Origin of the sequence: Niallia endozanthoxylica, assembly GCF_008710145.1 — a bacterium.
GTDB classification, from domain to species: domain Bacteria; phylum Bacillota; class Bacilli; order Bacillales; family Cytobacillaceae; genus Bacillus_BD; species Bacillus_BD endozanthoxylica.
This window is the reverse complement of the sequence record NZ_VYKL01000026.1, coordinates 37,586-54,018: the sequence shown is the minus strand read 5'-3', so window position 1 is coordinate 54,018 and position 16,433 is coordinate 37,586. Positions and strand designations below refer to the sequence as shown.

The 16,433-nt window shown below is 36.7% G+C and carries 14 protein-coding genes, 2 other RNA genes and 1 riboswitch; of the genes, 5 read left to right on the top strand and 11 right to left on the bottom strand.

Going from position 1 to position 16,433, the window contains the following annotated elements; translation table 11 throughout:
• Positions 1-62 precede the first annotated feature (62 nt).
• Complete coding sequence (locus F4V44_RS16615; protein ID WP_150441139.1) at positions 63-629, top strand: LOG family protein; 567 nt, start codon at positions 63-65, stop codon at positions 627-629.
• 68 nt (positions 630-697) lie between these two features.
• Here F4V44_RS16615 and F4V44_RS16610 read toward each other — a convergent pair whose 3' ends face one another.
• The 10 genes from F4V44_RS16610 to F4V44_RS16565 form a co-directional block, all read right to left on the bottom strand.
• Positions 698-1,180 carry a DinB family protein gene (locus F4V44_RS16610; RefSeq protein ID WP_191090729.1) on the bottom strand — a complete coding sequence of 161 codons (483 nt, stop codon included), beginning with the start codon at positions 1,178-1,180 and terminating at the stop codon, positions 698-700.
• A gap of 122 nt (positions 1,181-1,302) precedes the next feature.
• Positions 1,303-3,078, bottom strand: a complete 1,776-nt coding sequence (locus F4V44_RS16605) for an ABC transporter ATP-binding protein (RefSeq protein WP_150441137.1) — start codon at positions 3,076-3,078, stop codon at positions 1,303-1,305.
• Positions 3,079-3,243: 165 nt separating this feature from the next.
• Positions 3,244-4,302: a flavin-containing monooxygenase gene (locus F4V44_RS16600; protein WP_150441136.1), complete on the bottom strand. Its 1,059-nt coding sequence runs from the start codon at positions 4,300-4,302 to the stop codon at positions 3,244-3,246.
• 66 nt (positions 4,303-4,368) lie between these two features.
• Positions 4,369-5,541: an ABC transporter permease gene (locus F4V44_RS16595; protein WP_150441135.1), complete on the bottom strand. Its 1,173-nt coding sequence runs from the start codon at positions 5,539-5,541 to the stop codon at positions 4,369-4,371.
• Complete coding sequence (locus F4V44_RS16590) at positions 5,541-6,224, bottom strand: ABC transporter ATP-binding protein (RefSeq protein WP_150441134.1); 684 nt, start codon at positions 6,222-6,224, stop codon at positions 5,541-5,543. Before F4V44_RS16590 ends, F4V44_RS16595 begins: the two co-directional genes overlap by 1 nt.
• A complete protein-coding gene (locus F4V44_RS16585) occupies positions 6,224-7,105 on the bottom strand; it encodes an efflux RND transporter periplasmic adaptor subunit (RefSeq protein WP_150441133.1) in 882 nt (293 codons plus the stop codon). The genes F4V44_RS16590 and F4V44_RS16585 overlap by 1 nt, the downstream gene beginning before the upstream one ends.
• Positions 7,106-7,124: 19 nt before the next feature.
• Positions 7,125-8,093, bottom strand: coding sequence for an alpha/beta hydrolase (locus tag F4V44_RS16580; RefSeq protein WP_150441132.1), 969 nt, complete (start codon positions 8,091-8,093; stop codon positions 7,125-7,127).
• Positions 8,094-8,408: 315 nt separating this feature from the next.
• On the bottom strand, positions 8,409-9,887 hold the full coding sequence (locus tag F4V44_RS16575) for a PAS domain-containing sensor histidine kinase (protein ID WP_150441131.1): 1,479 nt from the start codon (positions 9,885-9,887) through the stop codon (positions 8,409-8,411).
• 118 nt (positions 9,888-10,005) lie between these two features.
• Positions 10,006-10,656, bottom strand: coding sequence for a response regulator transcription factor (locus tag F4V44_RS16570; protein WP_150441130.1), 651 nt, complete (start codon positions 10,654-10,656; stop codon positions 10,006-10,008).
• Positions 10,657-10,659: 3 nt separating this feature from the next.
• A complete protein-coding gene (locus F4V44_RS16565; RefSeq protein ID WP_150441129.1) occupies positions 10,660-12,123 on the bottom strand; it encodes a PAS domain-containing sensor histidine kinase in 1,464 nt (487 codons plus the stop codon).
• Positions 12,124-12,343: 220 nt separating this feature from the next.
• Positions 12,344-12,523, top strand: a riboswitch (Lysine riboswitch).
• 126 nt (positions 12,524-12,649) lie between these two features.
• Between F4V44_RS16565 and dapA the strand changes: the two genes are divergently transcribed.
• From dapA to ffs, 4 genes are all read left to right on the top strand, one after another.
• Entirely contained in the window at positions 12,650-13,555 is a 906-nt protein-coding gene (gene dapA, locus F4V44_RS16560; RefSeq protein WP_150441128.1) for a 4-hydroxy-tetrahydrodipicolinate synthase, read from the top strand.
• A 155-nt stretch (positions 13,556-13,710) separates the two neighbouring features.
• Positions 13,711-14,571: a carbonic anhydrase gene (locus F4V44_RS16555; RefSeq protein WP_223881934.1), complete on the top strand. Its 861-nt coding sequence runs from the start codon at positions 13,711-13,713 to the stop codon at positions 14,569-14,571.
• Positions 14,572-14,678: 107 nt separating this feature from the next.
• Positions 14,679-15,069, top strand: an RNA gene (gene rnpB, locus F4V44_RS16550) — RNase P RNA component class B.
• A gap of 63 nt (positions 15,070-15,132) precedes the next feature.
• Positions 15,133-15,398, top strand: an RNA gene (gene ffs, locus F4V44_RS16545) — signal recognition particle sRNA large type.
• A 131-nt stretch (positions 15,399-15,529) separates the two neighbouring features.
• Here ffs and F4V44_RS16540 read toward each other — a convergent pair.
• The gene (locus F4V44_RS16540) at positions 15,530-16,291 is read right to left on the bottom strand and encodes a DUF3050 domain-containing protein (RefSeq protein ID WP_150441126.1); all 762 of its coding nucleotides are present in this window, start codon (positions 16,289-16,291) and stop codon (positions 15,530-15,532) included.
• Positions 16,292-16,433 lie beyond the last annotated feature (142 nt).

Below are 16,433 nucleotides of genomic sequence, written 5' to 3'. Positions count from 1 at the left end.
TCCATCTTTAAGCAAAATTATATATAATTATTGATAAAGACAACTTCAGGGGGTGAATGTGAATGAAGGGAATAGCCGTTTATTGTGGTTCGAGAAGTGGAGCATCTGATGTTTATATCGAGGGAGCCAAAAGCCTTGGGATGGAATTAGCTAGACGAAAGATGACTTTGATATACGGTGGATCTAGCGCAGGAATGATGGGAGCTGTGGCTGACTCTTGTTTAGAAGCTGGAGGAAGGGTTGTCGGTGTTATGCCCCAATTCTTAGATAATAGAGAAAAATCCCATAAAAACCTATCAGAGCTAATTATTGTAGAATCCATGCATGAGAGAAAATCAAAAATGAGTGAATTGGCTGATGGATTTATCGCTTTGCCTGGTGGACCTGGAACTTTAGAAGAATTCTTTGAAATATTTACGTGGGCCCAAGTAGGCCTCCATCAAAAACCTATAGGTCTTTTAAATATCAACCACTATTTTGACCCAATTGTGGAACTTTTTAATCATATGGCTGATGAGCATTTCATGGAAGAAAAACATAGATTGCTAGCATTGGTAGATGAGCAGGCTAATGGATTACTTAATCAATTTTCACATTATCTATCACAATCATGTCAAACAAATTTATAAGCAAAATAACATACCCATTTTCCAAAAACAGGCACTATCGATTTTACGATAGTGCCTGAATGATTGTATCACGCCATATCACGCAAATACTGAATATAATCTGTTGATGTTCCATTATAATCACATTCTCTAATCATAGAAGCAATATTTCCTCTATGATAGGTTCCATGGTTAGCAAGATGATGCATAATTTCATCAATATGGTTCTTAAACGTTGTACCTTTTGTATTTTGGTAAACGACTTCTGACAATTTATCATAATGAAGCTTAATGCTATCAATCATAATCGAATGAAGTTCGGTGAAGCTGGTTTTCGCTTCGTTAATATCTTGAAAAGATGTAATGCTTTCATTTACCGCTAAATCCGGAATACATCTTTTTATCCAAATTCGCTGTCCTCTATATATATGGTAAAAGGTTTCAGCAATGGACGGAAATACACTATTCATTCTTTTATGAAAAAGATCCTCTGATAGGCTTTCTACATGTGCTAATAATTTCATGTTCGCCCAATAGTCATATTGAAGCATATGAATTCCATGTTCTTTCAAAATAATTCCTCCAGTCATTTCTACTATCGCAAAGATAATCACATTAGATTTATTATAACTAAGCTCTCTTTATCGTGAAAGCTTTATAAATCACCATTTTCACTAATTTTTTTCGAATATTCTTAAGAACCGGCCGCTAATTTATACCTGTCTGTATTTGGTTCTGCTTGTTTCGAATAAAGCTCTAGATAATATCCATTTCGTTTTAATAGGCTCTGATGATTACCATACTCTACAATTTCTCCATTCTTTACAACAAAAATGGTATCAGCATTCACGATTGTCGAAAGTCTATGGGCAATCATAATGATGGTTTTATTATGATGAAATCTGTTAATCGATTCTTGGACCAGCTTCTCACTTTCGTTATCAAGAGCACTTGTTGCTTCATCTAAGATAATAATAGAAGGATTCTTTAAAAAAACACGCGCAAGAGCCAACCGCTGCTTTTGACCGCCAGATAACTTGATCCCTCTTTCGCCAATTTCTGTATCGTAACCTTTTGGCAACGCAGTGATAAACTCATGTGCAAAAGCCTTTTTAGCGGCGGCAATAATTTCCTCCTTTGTTGCATCCAGCCTTGCCATTTTAATATTTTCTTCAATTGAAGTACTGTACAGAAAGTTATCTTGGGTCACTATTCCCATATGGTCCCGCAAACTGGAAATTGAGTAATCTTTTAAATTCACATCATCAATTAAAACCTTTCCATTTGTTACATCATACATTCTTAATAGGAGTTGTAGAATAGTGCTTTTACCTCCCCCGCTCTCACCAACGAAAGCATACGTCTTTCCTTTCTCCATTTTCAATGAAATATTTTTAAGAATAGACTGTTTTCCATCGTAGGAAAAAGAGACGTTTTTGAATTGAATACAATCATTCAATTCTTTCAACTTAACAGGATTTGTTTTTTCTTTAATGGTTGATGGAGTATGGAAGAAATCAAAAATCCTTTGTAATGCAACACTGCCTTCTGTAATAGCCGGATAGGCATTCACTAAGGCTGCAATCGGACTTCTCATTCTATCCACATAGGCAAAAAAAGCAATTAAGCTACCGACTGTTAAACTACCATTAATCACATAAAGACTTGCAATGATAGCGACAATAAATGGAGTCATGTCACTTAACACATTGACTGTTGAAAGCATCACTGCATTTACTTTGGCATGCCTATCTGTTAACGTATCGAAATGAACTAAGTGCTGATCCAATTGTGCCCTGTCTTGTTTTTCAGAAGAAAATAATTTAGATAAAAAAGCACCTTGGATTTTTTCAAAGACAAACCCACTCATTATCGAACGGTAACGCATGACCTCACGAGTTGTTTTTTTTAACCGCGCGGATAGGAAATGTGCAAGAATAAACTGAATACTTACTAGTACGATAGAAAGAACAGCTAAAGTAATATGCATGGTAAACATTGCGGAAATGATGAACAATAATACAATCATTTCAATCCATATGTTGCCAAACAGAGCGGTTAAATAACCTTTGACCTTTTCAATATCATCAAAAAAGCGTGTTCCAATTTCTCCACTTTTATTATCAACAAAATACTTTGCATCCAGCGCATGTACTTTTTTAAATGCATCTATTCGTAGTTGTTTCATAATATTATTGTTGGCCTTGTGAATACAATATTGTCTTACATATTCCATAGGTGTTCTTATAAATAAAAAAACAGTCAGCATTCCTACCGCAATGATCAATAGCTGTTCAAGAATCTCATTTTGAGAAAGGGATTTATTTTGAAGCAGATGATCAAAAATGTATTTTAAAATCAAAGGGACTAGAAGTGGAATAAGAAAACGGAATAAACTGCCTAAGAAACCGATTAAATAATATTTGCTTTCATGTTTCACATAAGGTAAAAACAGTTTTAATTGATTCAATGTAAAAACCCCTTCTAACAAGTATTGGATGCTATTATTCTACGGGTTTCTTACTCTATACGCTCCGCAACTTTTTGAAGCATAACCGCACTCTTTTTGAACATAATCGCCGATTTCTTGAGTCATTCCGCAAGTAAACTGCGGTTTGTCAAATAAAAAAACCCATCAATTAAGATGAGTTTTCGTCAGATTTAACATATGTTTTGCCAAATATTCTGCATCATCTCCGACGCCCAAAAGGAGAGCAGACCCCCTGCGGTGCTGCCAGGGCATGCCTAAGAAATATAGACCCTCAATATCAGTCATTCCCCTGTGATGTCTTACTTTGCCATTAGGATCGAAAACCCCTTGTACATCAATCCATGAATAATCTAACATATATCCGGTTGCCCAAATAACATTCTGAACTTTTATGGTGGATTGGTCTGCAAATTGAATCTCATCCTTTTCAATAGAAGTGGTTCTGCTTTTTAGTTTTATCGTTTTGTCCTTTATTTTCTCCTTTAGTTCATAGCCAAATATCGGATCAGGCTGCCCTTGAACTTTTTTACCAATAAATGAATCACGGTTCGCTTGTAATATGCCTAATTTTTCACACCACCAAAAGAAACTTTTTTTTCCAATGGATAGTGGGAGATAACGAAGTTTATGACTGACTGAGAAGTACGTTTCGCGACCCTGTGAAAGTTCTACCGCTATTTGTGCGCCTGAATTACCACCGCCAACTACTAATACGGCACCCTCATTAAGCTGGGACTTATTTTTATATTGGGAAGAATGAAGCTGAACAACATAGTCCGGGAGTTCTTTTGCAAAGGCTGGAATTCTAGGAATATGAAAAGGACCTGTTGCAATAACGACCTTCTTTGTTTTTATCACTGTTCCTTCATTATTTGTAATGATAAATAGTTGATTCTCTCTTTGAATCTGTTTCACATGACAGTTTGATTGTATGGGTAAATCAAAGGTATGAGCATAATTTTCCAGATAATCGGCCATTTCATCTTTGGTTGGGAATCCTGCTGGGTCACCTTTTAGTGCCAATCCTGGCAATGAACTGTATGCTCTAGGTGTAAACAAAGTCAGTGAGTCATACCTTTTTCTCCAAACATCTCCAACTGCATTTTGATTGTCAAGAATGATAAAGGCTAAGCTTGTTTGCTTTAGGTAATATCCCATCGATAATCCCGCTTGGCCTCCGCCAATAACAACCACATCATACATCGTAATCACACTCTCTTATATTCTCAAATAATTTATATCTATTAGTAAACCTAATAATTACAATGACTAACTACTTCTCAATGCATCAATCGGATTCAACTTAGAAGCCTTTCTCGCAGGTGCAATTCCAAAGAGTATGCCAACTGCTGCTGAAAATCCCAGTGCCAACAGTACTGTCGAAGCCGAAAGTGCAAATGATGTTCCGATTAGCAAACACACGATATAGGCAACTAATGTTCCGAGCATTAGTCCAATAAAACCACCAAAAAGGGATAGAAACACCGCTTCAATTAAAAATTGTTGTTGAATCCTTTTAGGTTCAGCCCCCAAAGCCTTTCTCAAACCAATTTCTGTTGTCCTTTCTGTAACAGACACAAGCATCATATTCATTATCCCAATACCGCCCACTATTAGAGATATGGAAGCAATTCCTCCAAGCATAAGTGACAGCATACTGGTCATCTTCTTGATAGATGTAAGCATATCCTGCATATTCATGACGGAAAACCCATCTTTTTTATCATTAAATGCTTCATTTAATACTGATTCAATCTCTTTTGTTACTTTTTCCGATTCATTTGAATTTTCCATGTACACATCAACACTGGATATATATCCTGACCCAAGTAAACTCATCGACGCGGTATATGGGACGATAACGGCATCATTTGTAGATGAACTCGAAAAGGAATCTGACTCTTGTAAAATACCAATAACAGTGTAAGTAGAACTACCAATGATCAGCTTTTGACCAATAGGATTCTCTCCATAGAACAAACCTCTTGTAATATCTGATCCAATCAAACAAACTTGATTTTTATTTTTGACATCTAGTATGTTTATACCCCTTCCAGACTCTACAAGGTCCTTTGTTCTTGAAAAATACACCTCATTTTTGCCTTGAACGGTTACATTTGTTTTCTCACCCCTAGAGCTGACTATGGTTGTTTTACCTGAAGTAGTTGGCGAAACTCCAGCAACATTTTCAATATCACCCAACTTTTGAATGTCACTTTCAATAAGTCCTTGTTTGAGCGGAGTTCCCATCGCCTGTACCGTGATTTTATCTGCACCGAAGGAAGCGAACTCGTTTGTCATCTCATTTGTTGAACTTTTTACAATGGTAATCAGCGCTATAATCGAACTAACTCCTATTACAATCCCAAGAATCGTTAGGGCAGACCGCATTTTGTTGTGGATTACATTCATCCAGGCCATCTTTACATTTTCTTTAAACATCACACACACTCCTCGCTAAGCTGACCATCCAAAATATGAACAATCCTGCTTGCATGCTGAGCAATCTCTTTATCATGTGTAATCATAATAATTGTTTTTCCTTCATTATGGAGCTCATGAAAAAGCTTCATGATCTGTTGACCCGTTTTTTGATCTAATGCCCCAGTCGGTTCATCTGCCAGCAATATAGTCGGCCCTGTAACCATCGCTCTTGCTATAGCCACTCTTTGCTGTTGACCACCTGAGAGCTGATTGGGCCGGTTTCGTAATTTATCAGCAAGACCCACCTTTTGAAGCATTTCCTTAGCACGCTCCTTACGTAATTTTTCCGGCAGTCCTCTATAAACAAGGGGTAGTTCTACATTTTGCCATGCATTCAATCGCGGAAGTAATTGAAATTGCTGAAAAACAAATCCAATTTCCTTGTTTCGAATAGAAGCCAACTTCGCTTCATCTAATGTGTCTACCTGGTGATTGGAAAGGATATACTGTCCGCTTGTCGGAGTATCCAAGCATCCAACAATATTCATGAGTGTCGTTTTACCTGATCCCGATGGTCCTAGAATGGCTACAAAATCTCCAATATTTACGGTCAGGTTGATATGATTTAATACTGTTTGTTCCTCTTCACCCATGTGAAAGGTTTTTGTTATTTGATCCATTTTAAGAATTTGTCTATTCATTATGAATTACCTCCCCCGTGCATCGAAGCAGCAGCTCCACTATTCTCCGAGGTTGTATTCGGAACCATCACCACTTCCCCTATACGAATTCCACTCTTAATTTCAATGATCGTCCCATCATGGATCCCTATTTCTACATATTGTTTTTCTGGTTCACCTTTTTCAGAGACCTTTAAAATATATGGTTTGTTTTTACTATCGAACTGAATGGCTTTCATTGATATAGTCGTAACATCAACTGCTTTTTGCTTTAAAATCTTCACTTCCGCACTCATTCCTAGTCGAACAGCAGGGTCTTCCTTGAAATCAATCATGGCTGTAAAGTACGAAATTCCATTTTCATTTATCGCTTCCTTTGAAATAGATTGAACTGTACCCTTCATGTTCTTTTCCAGAGCGTTCATCCTAACATCTACCATTTGACCAACTGCAACGTATTTTAGGTCATATTCATCAACTTTTACTTTAATCAGTAAATGACTGTAATCGACAATATCCATTAGCTGTGACCCTTTTAAAGCATGTGAATTATTTTTCGTGAATACTTTAGCCACCTCTCCATCGATTTCAGCTTTTATTTCCTCTCCTTCTGCATTCCGCAACAATACATCTCCCGTTTTCACCAAATCTCCTTCATTCACTAAAACCTCTTCAATATGCATTTCCTTCTGACTGATAACATTTTGCTTCCTTGTTGCTTCTACTGCACCAGTAAAGCTGTAGTATGTTGTAATGTCCGCTTTTTCAGCTTTTTCTTCTTCAAAAGCACCTTTTCCTTTTGGCGCAAATATAAACGCAGCAATAAGGGACAAAAATAATACACCAACGATAGACAGAATCATCATTTTCTTTTTACCTGACTTTTTTTGTATGGAATTCATATCCTTACCTCCGAATTTTTTATTCTTTTACCAAGTTCAGTATTTCTTCTGCAATGAAGCCTGGTCGATAGTGATGGATATAATGCTGTGAGTCTTTTACAACAATCTGTTTTCCTGCAGAAGACCACTTAGTTAATTCTTTTTGACTTTCAAGCCAATCTTGTTTGATTTCACCAAAACTGTCAGCTGTCAAAACGATAATTGGCATCGCTAAACCATTATTCGCTTTCAATACTTTTGTTGCATTTTTTTGAGCTTGCCGCAGTTCATCGGTTACATTTTTATTACCCATTTTAAGAAGGGTGAATGCCTGATCAATCTCTTTTAATTCATTCGGAACAAACTTCAGGTTATTGCGTCCACTTATGAAAAATCCCTCATTTATTTCATAAACGAATCTAAATAAACCGGTCGTTCGCAAAAATTGGAGTACATGTGAAAAGAAGGTCAGTGGTTTTTGTTTGGAATAATACTCTGGGTTTCCGCCGTCCAATAGAACAATCCCGCTCACTTCTTCCGGATACCTTTGAGCATAACGAATGACCTCTAGGGAACTTAATGAGTGTCCGACTAAAATATATGGTGGCTTTTGCCCGGATTCTTGCAACAGCTTACGATTTTCATCTACGATATTATCAATATCCCGTTTACGATTGGATAAATCACTATAGCCATAACCAAATCGATCAATAACGGCGTACTTTGTTTCATGACCGATTCTATCGTAAAGCGTGGAGAAATCTACATACGGATTTGGTGTTCCTGACCCAGCATGAAAAACCACGGTGGAACTTCCTTTACCACCTGTATAAATATGCATCTTCTTACCGTAGATATCGTATGTCTCTCCTACCGCTGTGTATTTTTTTTGAGCTCTCGATTCACCAATCTCCTGATAAACAAAACCAATAGTCAATAAGAATAAAAGAAGGGGTAAAGAATAAAGCAAAAACGATCTTATTTTCTTCCAAATCCCTTTTTTTTGCATAGAATGATCCTCACTCTCCGTTTTTTTTAAACGTTAAATCATAAACTGGAATGTTAAACCTTAAACCTCCTTCCTCTTTATTTATGAGCCGTTTATTTTTACAACTAAGGTTTCACTGATGTATTGATTAATCTCATTTTACGGCGTTTTCACCTCTTCCAATCCGCAGACATTAAGAGTAACTCCCGCAGATATTTCGTGTATTCCCCGCAGATTCTTCGGGACCCACCGCAAGTATTTTCAATTCTTATACAGAAAAAAACCTTAACGCATTTAGTTAAGGTTTGAGTTTTAAGATTTATCTATCGGAAACTTTTAAGAAATCTGAATTGGAAAGTCCATACTAATGGCTACACCCTGACCAGGGACAGAATCAAACTCAATTTTTCCATTTAGACTTTGTACACGCTGTCTAATACCCGTTAATCCCATACTATGAAATGTAGGAGTCAATTTTTCTCTTTCAAAACCGACACCATCATCATAGTAGTAAATTTTCAACGTATCTTGTGTACTCATTTGAAAATGCAGCATAGAGGCCTTTGAGTGTTTCGCTGCATTATTAAGCAGTTCCTGTGTGATTCGATAGATTCCGATTGTTAATTCTTCATCTATCATCAAACTATTGGTCATATCGGTTTCAAACATAATTTTAAAAGTCGATGAAAGCTGCGTGTATTCAAATAAATTCTCTAATGCACGTTCAAGTCCCAGTTCTTTTAAGAGAGGAGGCCGTAATTCATTACAAGTCATACGAATTTGATGTATGGTATCCAGCAAGCCCTGACCGATTTCTTTCAGTTGATTTTTTAATTCATATTGTATTTCTTTTTGTTTTTGGAGCGCCTCCAGCCTTCTAAATAAATCAACTTGATCCTGTAAAATGGTATCATGCAAATCACTAGATAGATTTTGACGTTGTTGTTCTTGAAGGTTAAATAACAGTCTTAAAACCCACTGTGGTGTTTCATTACTTTGCATAATTTCTTCCAACCGGTTCATTAGATTTTCAATTACATTTAAATTTTCAAAAACCATTACTGTAAAACAAATCAATGTTTCAAGCCAGATTGAGTCCATCTCTTCGTTTATAGATGGGGAATGTAATACTAATATAAATGAGTATTCTCTTCGATCACCAATTCTGATATGGATTTTATCTGATATATGCTCAATTTTCCCCATCGCTAATTGAGACAGTTGAGCCTCCACAGCTGAATACAGCCTTCCCTCCACTTTTTGTTTTTCTCGATGAAATTTCAATATATTTGGTTTAGAATGTGGAAAAATAAAAGTAATTTCTTTTATTAGTCTTTCCTCAAGATCAGATAATTTCATAACCGAAGAAAGATCCTGTGAGAAAGTTTTTAAACTATTTTGTAATTCTTCGTATCTATTCTTTCTAGTTTTCAGTTCATTTTCCATCATTTTACGATCAGTAATATCACGAATCGTAACAACGGCAAGTCGATCAGGATGATGGGGAACAGGCATAACTCGTGATTCAAAATATTTAATTTCTCCATTAGCATCAAACACTCGGTATTCATTTGTTTTAGGAATTTGTAATTTTAACACTTGTCTGTGTGCTTCCATTAGATTTTCTTTATCATCCGGATGGACCGGATCAAATACATTTTCCCCTACAAAGACTTCAGGATCCAATCCAAAAATGGTTCGAAAAGATGGGGTAACATAACGAACCTTCTGATTCTCGTCTATGATAATAATGATGTCCAATGTATGCTTTGCTATGGTCTCAAATTCCCACCCGAAATTGTTTGGATTCTCCATCCCATCACCACACATTTGATATTTTGAATTTTCAATCATTTATTTATATAAAGTATAAATAAAAATCATGTTATCTGAACATGATTTAACAAAAAAAATTCATATGTTCCATGAATGTTCACTTCAATTCTTCTTCTGGTATTAATCCTAACTTTTTAGCTTTTACGACCGTATCAACTCTTGTTCTAACTCCAAACTTTTGGTAAAGCGAAGTTAAATTATATTCTAAAGATCTTTGACTCATGGCTAAAGTCGAAGAAATTTCTCTTGTACTTTTACCTTTGGCTAGTTCGCTTAGAATCCTTTCTTCTAATTCTGTGAGAATCACTTTTTCTTGTTCGTTCTTTCCACTAGTAATAATTCCCGGTCTACGTAATTCTCTTACCAAAGCAAGTGGTAAGATTACTTGCTGGCGTAAGGCTGCTCTTATCCCTGCAACAAGTTCTTCTCTTGATGACGTCTTTGATAAAAATCCAGAGGCCCCAGCTTCCACCAATAAATTAAAATGTGGTTTGATGTCAAATCCAGTATAGATTAAAATAATCAAGTCAGAGTTATAGGCTAAAGCTTGTTTGGTCAGCTCTAGTCCATTAATATGAGGCATATATAAATCAAACAGCAATACATCATAGTCATGAAGCTTGATCTCATCTATTGCTTTCAATGAACTATTCTCCACCGTTATTTGAAAATCAGGCTCTTGCTCTAAAAGTACTTTTGTTCCTTCAATGATTGATAAGTGATCATCAACAATCAGTATATTTATCATCTCTCATACATCTCCTAATAACAGAATTGGAAATTCAATCATCACTTTTAACCCTTTCCCTGGCTTTGACTTAAATTCTATTTGGCCATTTAGACTTTGAACCCGTTGCTTTATACTCGATAACCCCATGCTGTGAAAAGACGGCTTTAATTTTTCTAGAGGTAAGCCCACCCCATCATCACAATAGAAGATTTGTAGAGTTTCATTTATTCTCATCTCAAAATCTAGCAATGAAGCCTTAGAATGCTTAGCTGCATTGTTCAATAATTCCTGGATGATGCGATAGATTCCAATTGTTATTTCTTCATTTAAGGATAACTGACTTGGGTTTTTTGTAAGAAATGTAATTTTAAAAGTTGATGAGATTTGAGTGTATTCAAATAAGTTTTCTAAAGCCTTTTCAAGACCAAGTTCCCTTAAAAATGGAGGCCGCAGTTCATTGCAAGTCCTGCGAATTTGATGTATCGAGTCAAGTAATCCTTGCTCAATCCCCGAAAGCGCTTCGATTAATTCCAGCTTGATGTCTTTTCGGTATTTGAGTACTTCCAGCCTTCTGAATAAATCAATTTGATCCTGCAATACTGTATCATGCAAATCACTTGATAACTGTAAACGTTGTTGTTCCTGTAGATTGAACAATAGTCTTAAGACCCACTGTGGAGTTTCCTTACTTTGCAAAGCTGCTTTTAATTGGTTCATTAAATTTTCCATTATATTTAGATTTTCAAATACCATTACGGAATAACAGACCAATGTTTCAAGCCAAATGAAATCCATCTTTTCCATAGTTGACGATTCATTTAAGGACAGGATATAAGCTCTGCCATTCTGTTCACCTATTTTGAAGTAAATCTTATTATCTAATCTTTCTGATTCTTTCAAGGTTAATGGAGGTAAGCTTGTTTCTATTGGATTTTCACTTTCTAAGATGTGAATGGCGGGTTCAGCACCTGGTATTATAAATTTTATTTCTTTCACTAATCTAATTTCAAGATCAGAAACTTTCATCACGGAAGTAAGATCTTGGGAAAAAATTTTAAGGCTATCTTGCAAGAATTCATACCGTTTTTTTCTCCTTTCAAGCTCCATCTCCATCTTTTTTCTTTCTGATATATCTCTAATGGCTACCACTTGAAGATAATCTTCCGTATTAGGTAGAGGTGTTGTTTTACATTCAAAGTATCTAATAACACCGAATTTATCTATCACTCGATATTCTGTGGATGAAGGTCTTCCTGTTTCGAGAAGTTTTTCATGTCTTTCTTCCATATATTGTCTGTCATCTGGATGTAGTAAGCCATTAAATACATCCCTGTTTCTTAACTCATCAAGAGTACTGTCGAAAATCTCATAAAATGAAGGTGTTGCATATAATACATTTCGCTGTTGATTCACTATTAATATGATATCTAGCGTGTGATTGGCAATGATTTCATATATCCAATTCTGTTCGTTCGCTGATTCCATTGATTGTCCTCCCCCCTCTTTTCTCATGTCCTTACTATTGAGTTTACACAAAAAAGCATTAGTCTGAACCGAAAAGTTTTTGCGTGAAGATGCAACTTATTGTGGTATATCCGCTTCAAATGTAAAAAAGAGAAATTATTACTTACTTTTCATTGCAATTGAACGCAAAATGTTATATTATTTTAATTAATTACATAATTTCTTATTTCAAAACTTTTGAAGTAAGGATAGAGGCGCAAAGACCATAAGTACACAATAGGAGGATAATGAGATCTGTTGAAGATTGTGGAAAGGGGAATTTGCCGAAGCTGATAGAATCTCATTCTTCTTGAGGCTGGTTCTGTTATTGAATAAATACAGAACTGTCATATAGGTATCTATATGGAGGGCTATCTTACGCACAGGAACGTTTTTACGTTTATGTTTCTACTGCAGCAGCGTACCCTCGGTGCTGCTTTTTGCGTTTACTAATCAAGTGGCCTTCTCCCTCTAATTTTTAAAAAAATTAAAAGGAAGTGGAGAAGTAATGAATTTCGGACAATTATTAACTGCAATGGTAACCCCATTTGATCAAAATGGTGAGGTTGATTTTAACGCTACAAGAAATTTGGTGAATTATTTAATTGCGAATGGTACGGAAGGTCTAGTGGTAGCCGGTACTACTGGTGAATCTCCTACATTAACAACAGAGGAGAAAGTTGAGTTATTCAAATTTGTCGTAGAAGTTGTAGATGGAAGAATTCCGGTTATTGCCGGTACAGGTTCTTATAACACGAGAGAATCTATTCACCTTACAAAGCTTGCTGAAAAAGCAGGTGTTGACGGTGTTATGCTTGTTGTTCCATATTATAACAAACCATCACAAGAAGGATTATATCAACATTTTAAAGCAATTGCTGAGTCCACAGAATTACCGGTTATGCTTTATAACATCCCAGGACGAACTGGCATTAATATGACTGTAGAAACGACTGTTCGTCTAGCTCAGATTCCTAATATTACAGCAATTAAAGATGCAAGTGGAAATTTAGATGCCATGTCTGAAATTATCAGACAGACTCCGGATGGTTTTTCACTATACAGTGGTGATGATGGCGTCACATTACCTGTATTATCAATTGGTGGAACGGGTGTCATTTCGGTTGCTTCTCACGTGATAGGAAAAGAAATGCAGAAGATGATTAAACATTTTATGAGTGGAAATCATCAAAAGGCTGCTGAAATGCACCGTAACCTTTTACCAATTATGAAGGCATTATTTGCAGCTCCAAATCCAACACCTGTCAAAACAGCCCTAAATTTAGCTGGTGTCCCTGTTGGCGGTGTTCGTTTACCATTAATCCCGCTAACTGATGAGGAAACTAGTGCATTGAGGGAAGTATTCAATCAGCTGCAAGAAACTGAAAAAGATGTTGAAGAAGCAGCCAGCTGAAGCTGACTTGCGATAAAAAAAAGCCTAGACAATCGTCTAGGCTTTTTTTTATTTTTACCTCCCCTACTCTGTTTTCTGAATAAAAAAAGAGTGTAGTACGAATAATGACTTGTGTTGCGATTAAATGGATCCCTGCTCAAAAGGAGGATTACACAGTGAAGGAGAAAATTACACATTTATTTTTTGTTTTATTGTTAAGTAGCTTTTTATTAACTGCTTGTACAGAGCAAACGGTACCTATAACAGAAAATAGTTATGATGTGAAGGTAGAACAAACGGCTAGTCATGTGGAAACGGAAGTAAAAGAAGCGAATGGAAGCCATGCTGAAGAATGGTCGTATGAAGGAAAAACCGGTCCTGAACATTGGGGAGGGTTAAATTCTGTTTATTCTGCATGCAGCAAAGGAAAGGAACAATCACCAATAAACATTGAATCTTCCCATATAAAAAATCCTGATGCGACAGAAACAGAAGATATCACCATACATTATGAACCAATACTCTATACAATTGAAAACACCGGTTATACGATACAAGCAAACCCTATAACAAGAAGAAACATACTCGGCTTAAATGGTAAAGAATATGCCTTGGAACAATTTCATTTCCATACCCCTAGCGAACATCAGTTTAACGGTAAAAGTTTTCCTATGGAGATGCATCTTGTCCATAAAGATCCTTACGGAAAGCTGGCTGTCCTCGGAATCATGATTCATGAAGGAAATGAAAATGAAAAGCTTGCACCTGCTTGGAATGTATTACCTAAGAAAGAGTCAGAAAAGGCGATTGTAAAAGAACCAATCGACCTAAATGCTCTACTGCCACAAAATAAAACAGCCTTCCATTATAAAGGCTCATTAACAACACCCCCATGTACGGAAGGTGTAAAGTGGGTTGTATTGGAACAGCCCATTTACATGTCTACTAATCAAATTCAAGCATTTAAAACTATTTTTCCTGATAATCATCGTCCTGTTCAGCCTATAAATGAAAGAGAAGTCATTAAAAATGATTAAATTTCATTAAGCCCACTATATTCCATCTCTGGGAGTGATACACTAGAGACTCCGTACGGTAAACTATGATAAATTAATACATGTAAGAGATGAGCAACAAAACATGAAATGGTGAGTAGTCGCGGCTCATGTTCCACATGAGTTGAGGAAAGTCCAGGCTCGCCCGGTGCTGAGATGCCCGGAGTGTTCGTGCCATCTGCAAAGGTGGGCAGAGATTCATTCTCTGACGGCGGAAAAATCACGCTAAGTCCTCTTCTCGAGGATATGCTGAGAGTATCCTGAAAGTGCCACAGTGACGGAGTTCTTCTGGAAACGGAAGAAATGGAACGAGGTAAACCCCACGAGCGAGCAACCCAAACTAAGGTAGGGGCACCATCCTGCGGGAACTATGAACCAAAGGGATGGATCGATGGTATCTAATCGATAGTCATATGACTACACCTGCAGTGCGAGATTGGCATCGTTTGAGCACGCAGGAACAGAACCTGGCTTACAGCCATTTCATGAGCCGAAGTCATCTTAGAGTCAAACTAAACATAGGTATGTTGTATTTTATACATACCGTGCTAGACGGGGAGTTGGCGGTGCCCTGTAACCCGCAATCCGCCATAGCGGGGTTGAATGCCTGTTTAAGGTCTGAACATGTAAGGTCTGCCTTGTAAAAGTGGTGTTGACAATTGGGTCCTGCGCAATGGATACCTATGAAACTGGTCAGGTCCGGAAGGAAGCAGCCATAAGTAGTCTTTTCCATGTGCCGCAGGGTCGCCTAGTTCGAGCTTACCTTTACAAGTAACGCTTGGATGTTCCTATCGAGAACAGGCGCACGGTGTTACTTACATATTTTATAAAAAAGGATTACTCAAAATGATGAGTAATCCTTTTTTATATTGTTATTTCCGATTAGAGCAGCATAGAAAAACGGTTAGCAACTAAGCAATTATATTTTGGCTAGTGTACCTTATAGCTTTCTTTCTTTAATTTCCTTTAATACGCCATCCCAAAGCTTAGATCGAACTTCTAAACATTTTTTCCCAATTTCATTTGCTCTGTTCAGTTTTTCCGGATTCCCTTCACATAATTCGAGTAATAATTTTTCTGCCAGCGGGCCATGGTGGTCCTCATCCACTTCAATATGTCTATTTAAATAGAATACTAACCTTTCACTTGAAGCACCTGTATGTTGCAGTGAATCTACTAGTGGTTTGAACATTTCAGGAATCAACCCCTCCCGACCATAGAAAAAGGCGGCTGCCACTTCATAGAGCTCCCCATTTGTCGCTACATCTAAATTAAAAGAAACAAATTGTTTAATACTCTCAGGGAGACGGTCATTTTCTGCTAATACCGTTTGATAATCTTTCCCTTCTTTCAGCGGCAGTAAAAAGGAATGGAAAATTTCCGCATCTGCACCGCATTCTTCCATCGCTTCTAAATAGAGAGCAAAATGACTCGTATATCCCCCTTTTCCATCTATATCCGATTCTTCTGCCACGACAATTTCATTGATTAAACGGGAAAACAATGGTTTTTCATATGGAAACCAAGGCACATCCACGGAAGTGACAGATCTTTGTAACCTTTTTAACAAACTCATAAAATCCCAAACAGCAAACACATGATGCTTCATAAAAACCCTGACTCTTTCAGGTGATGTGATTTCTCGATAAATTGGGTGCTGCAATAAAGTTGCTCTTACAGATTCTAATTGTTCTAGATTCATAATCCTTACTCCTTCTATATATGTATTCATCATAATCATAAATGAAAAGACAGGATAATTCTATAATTTTCCACCTTTTCATTCTTTACAGTTCCCACCCTATGGTTAGAATCTTGAATAATTGTATAGAATAATAAAGTTA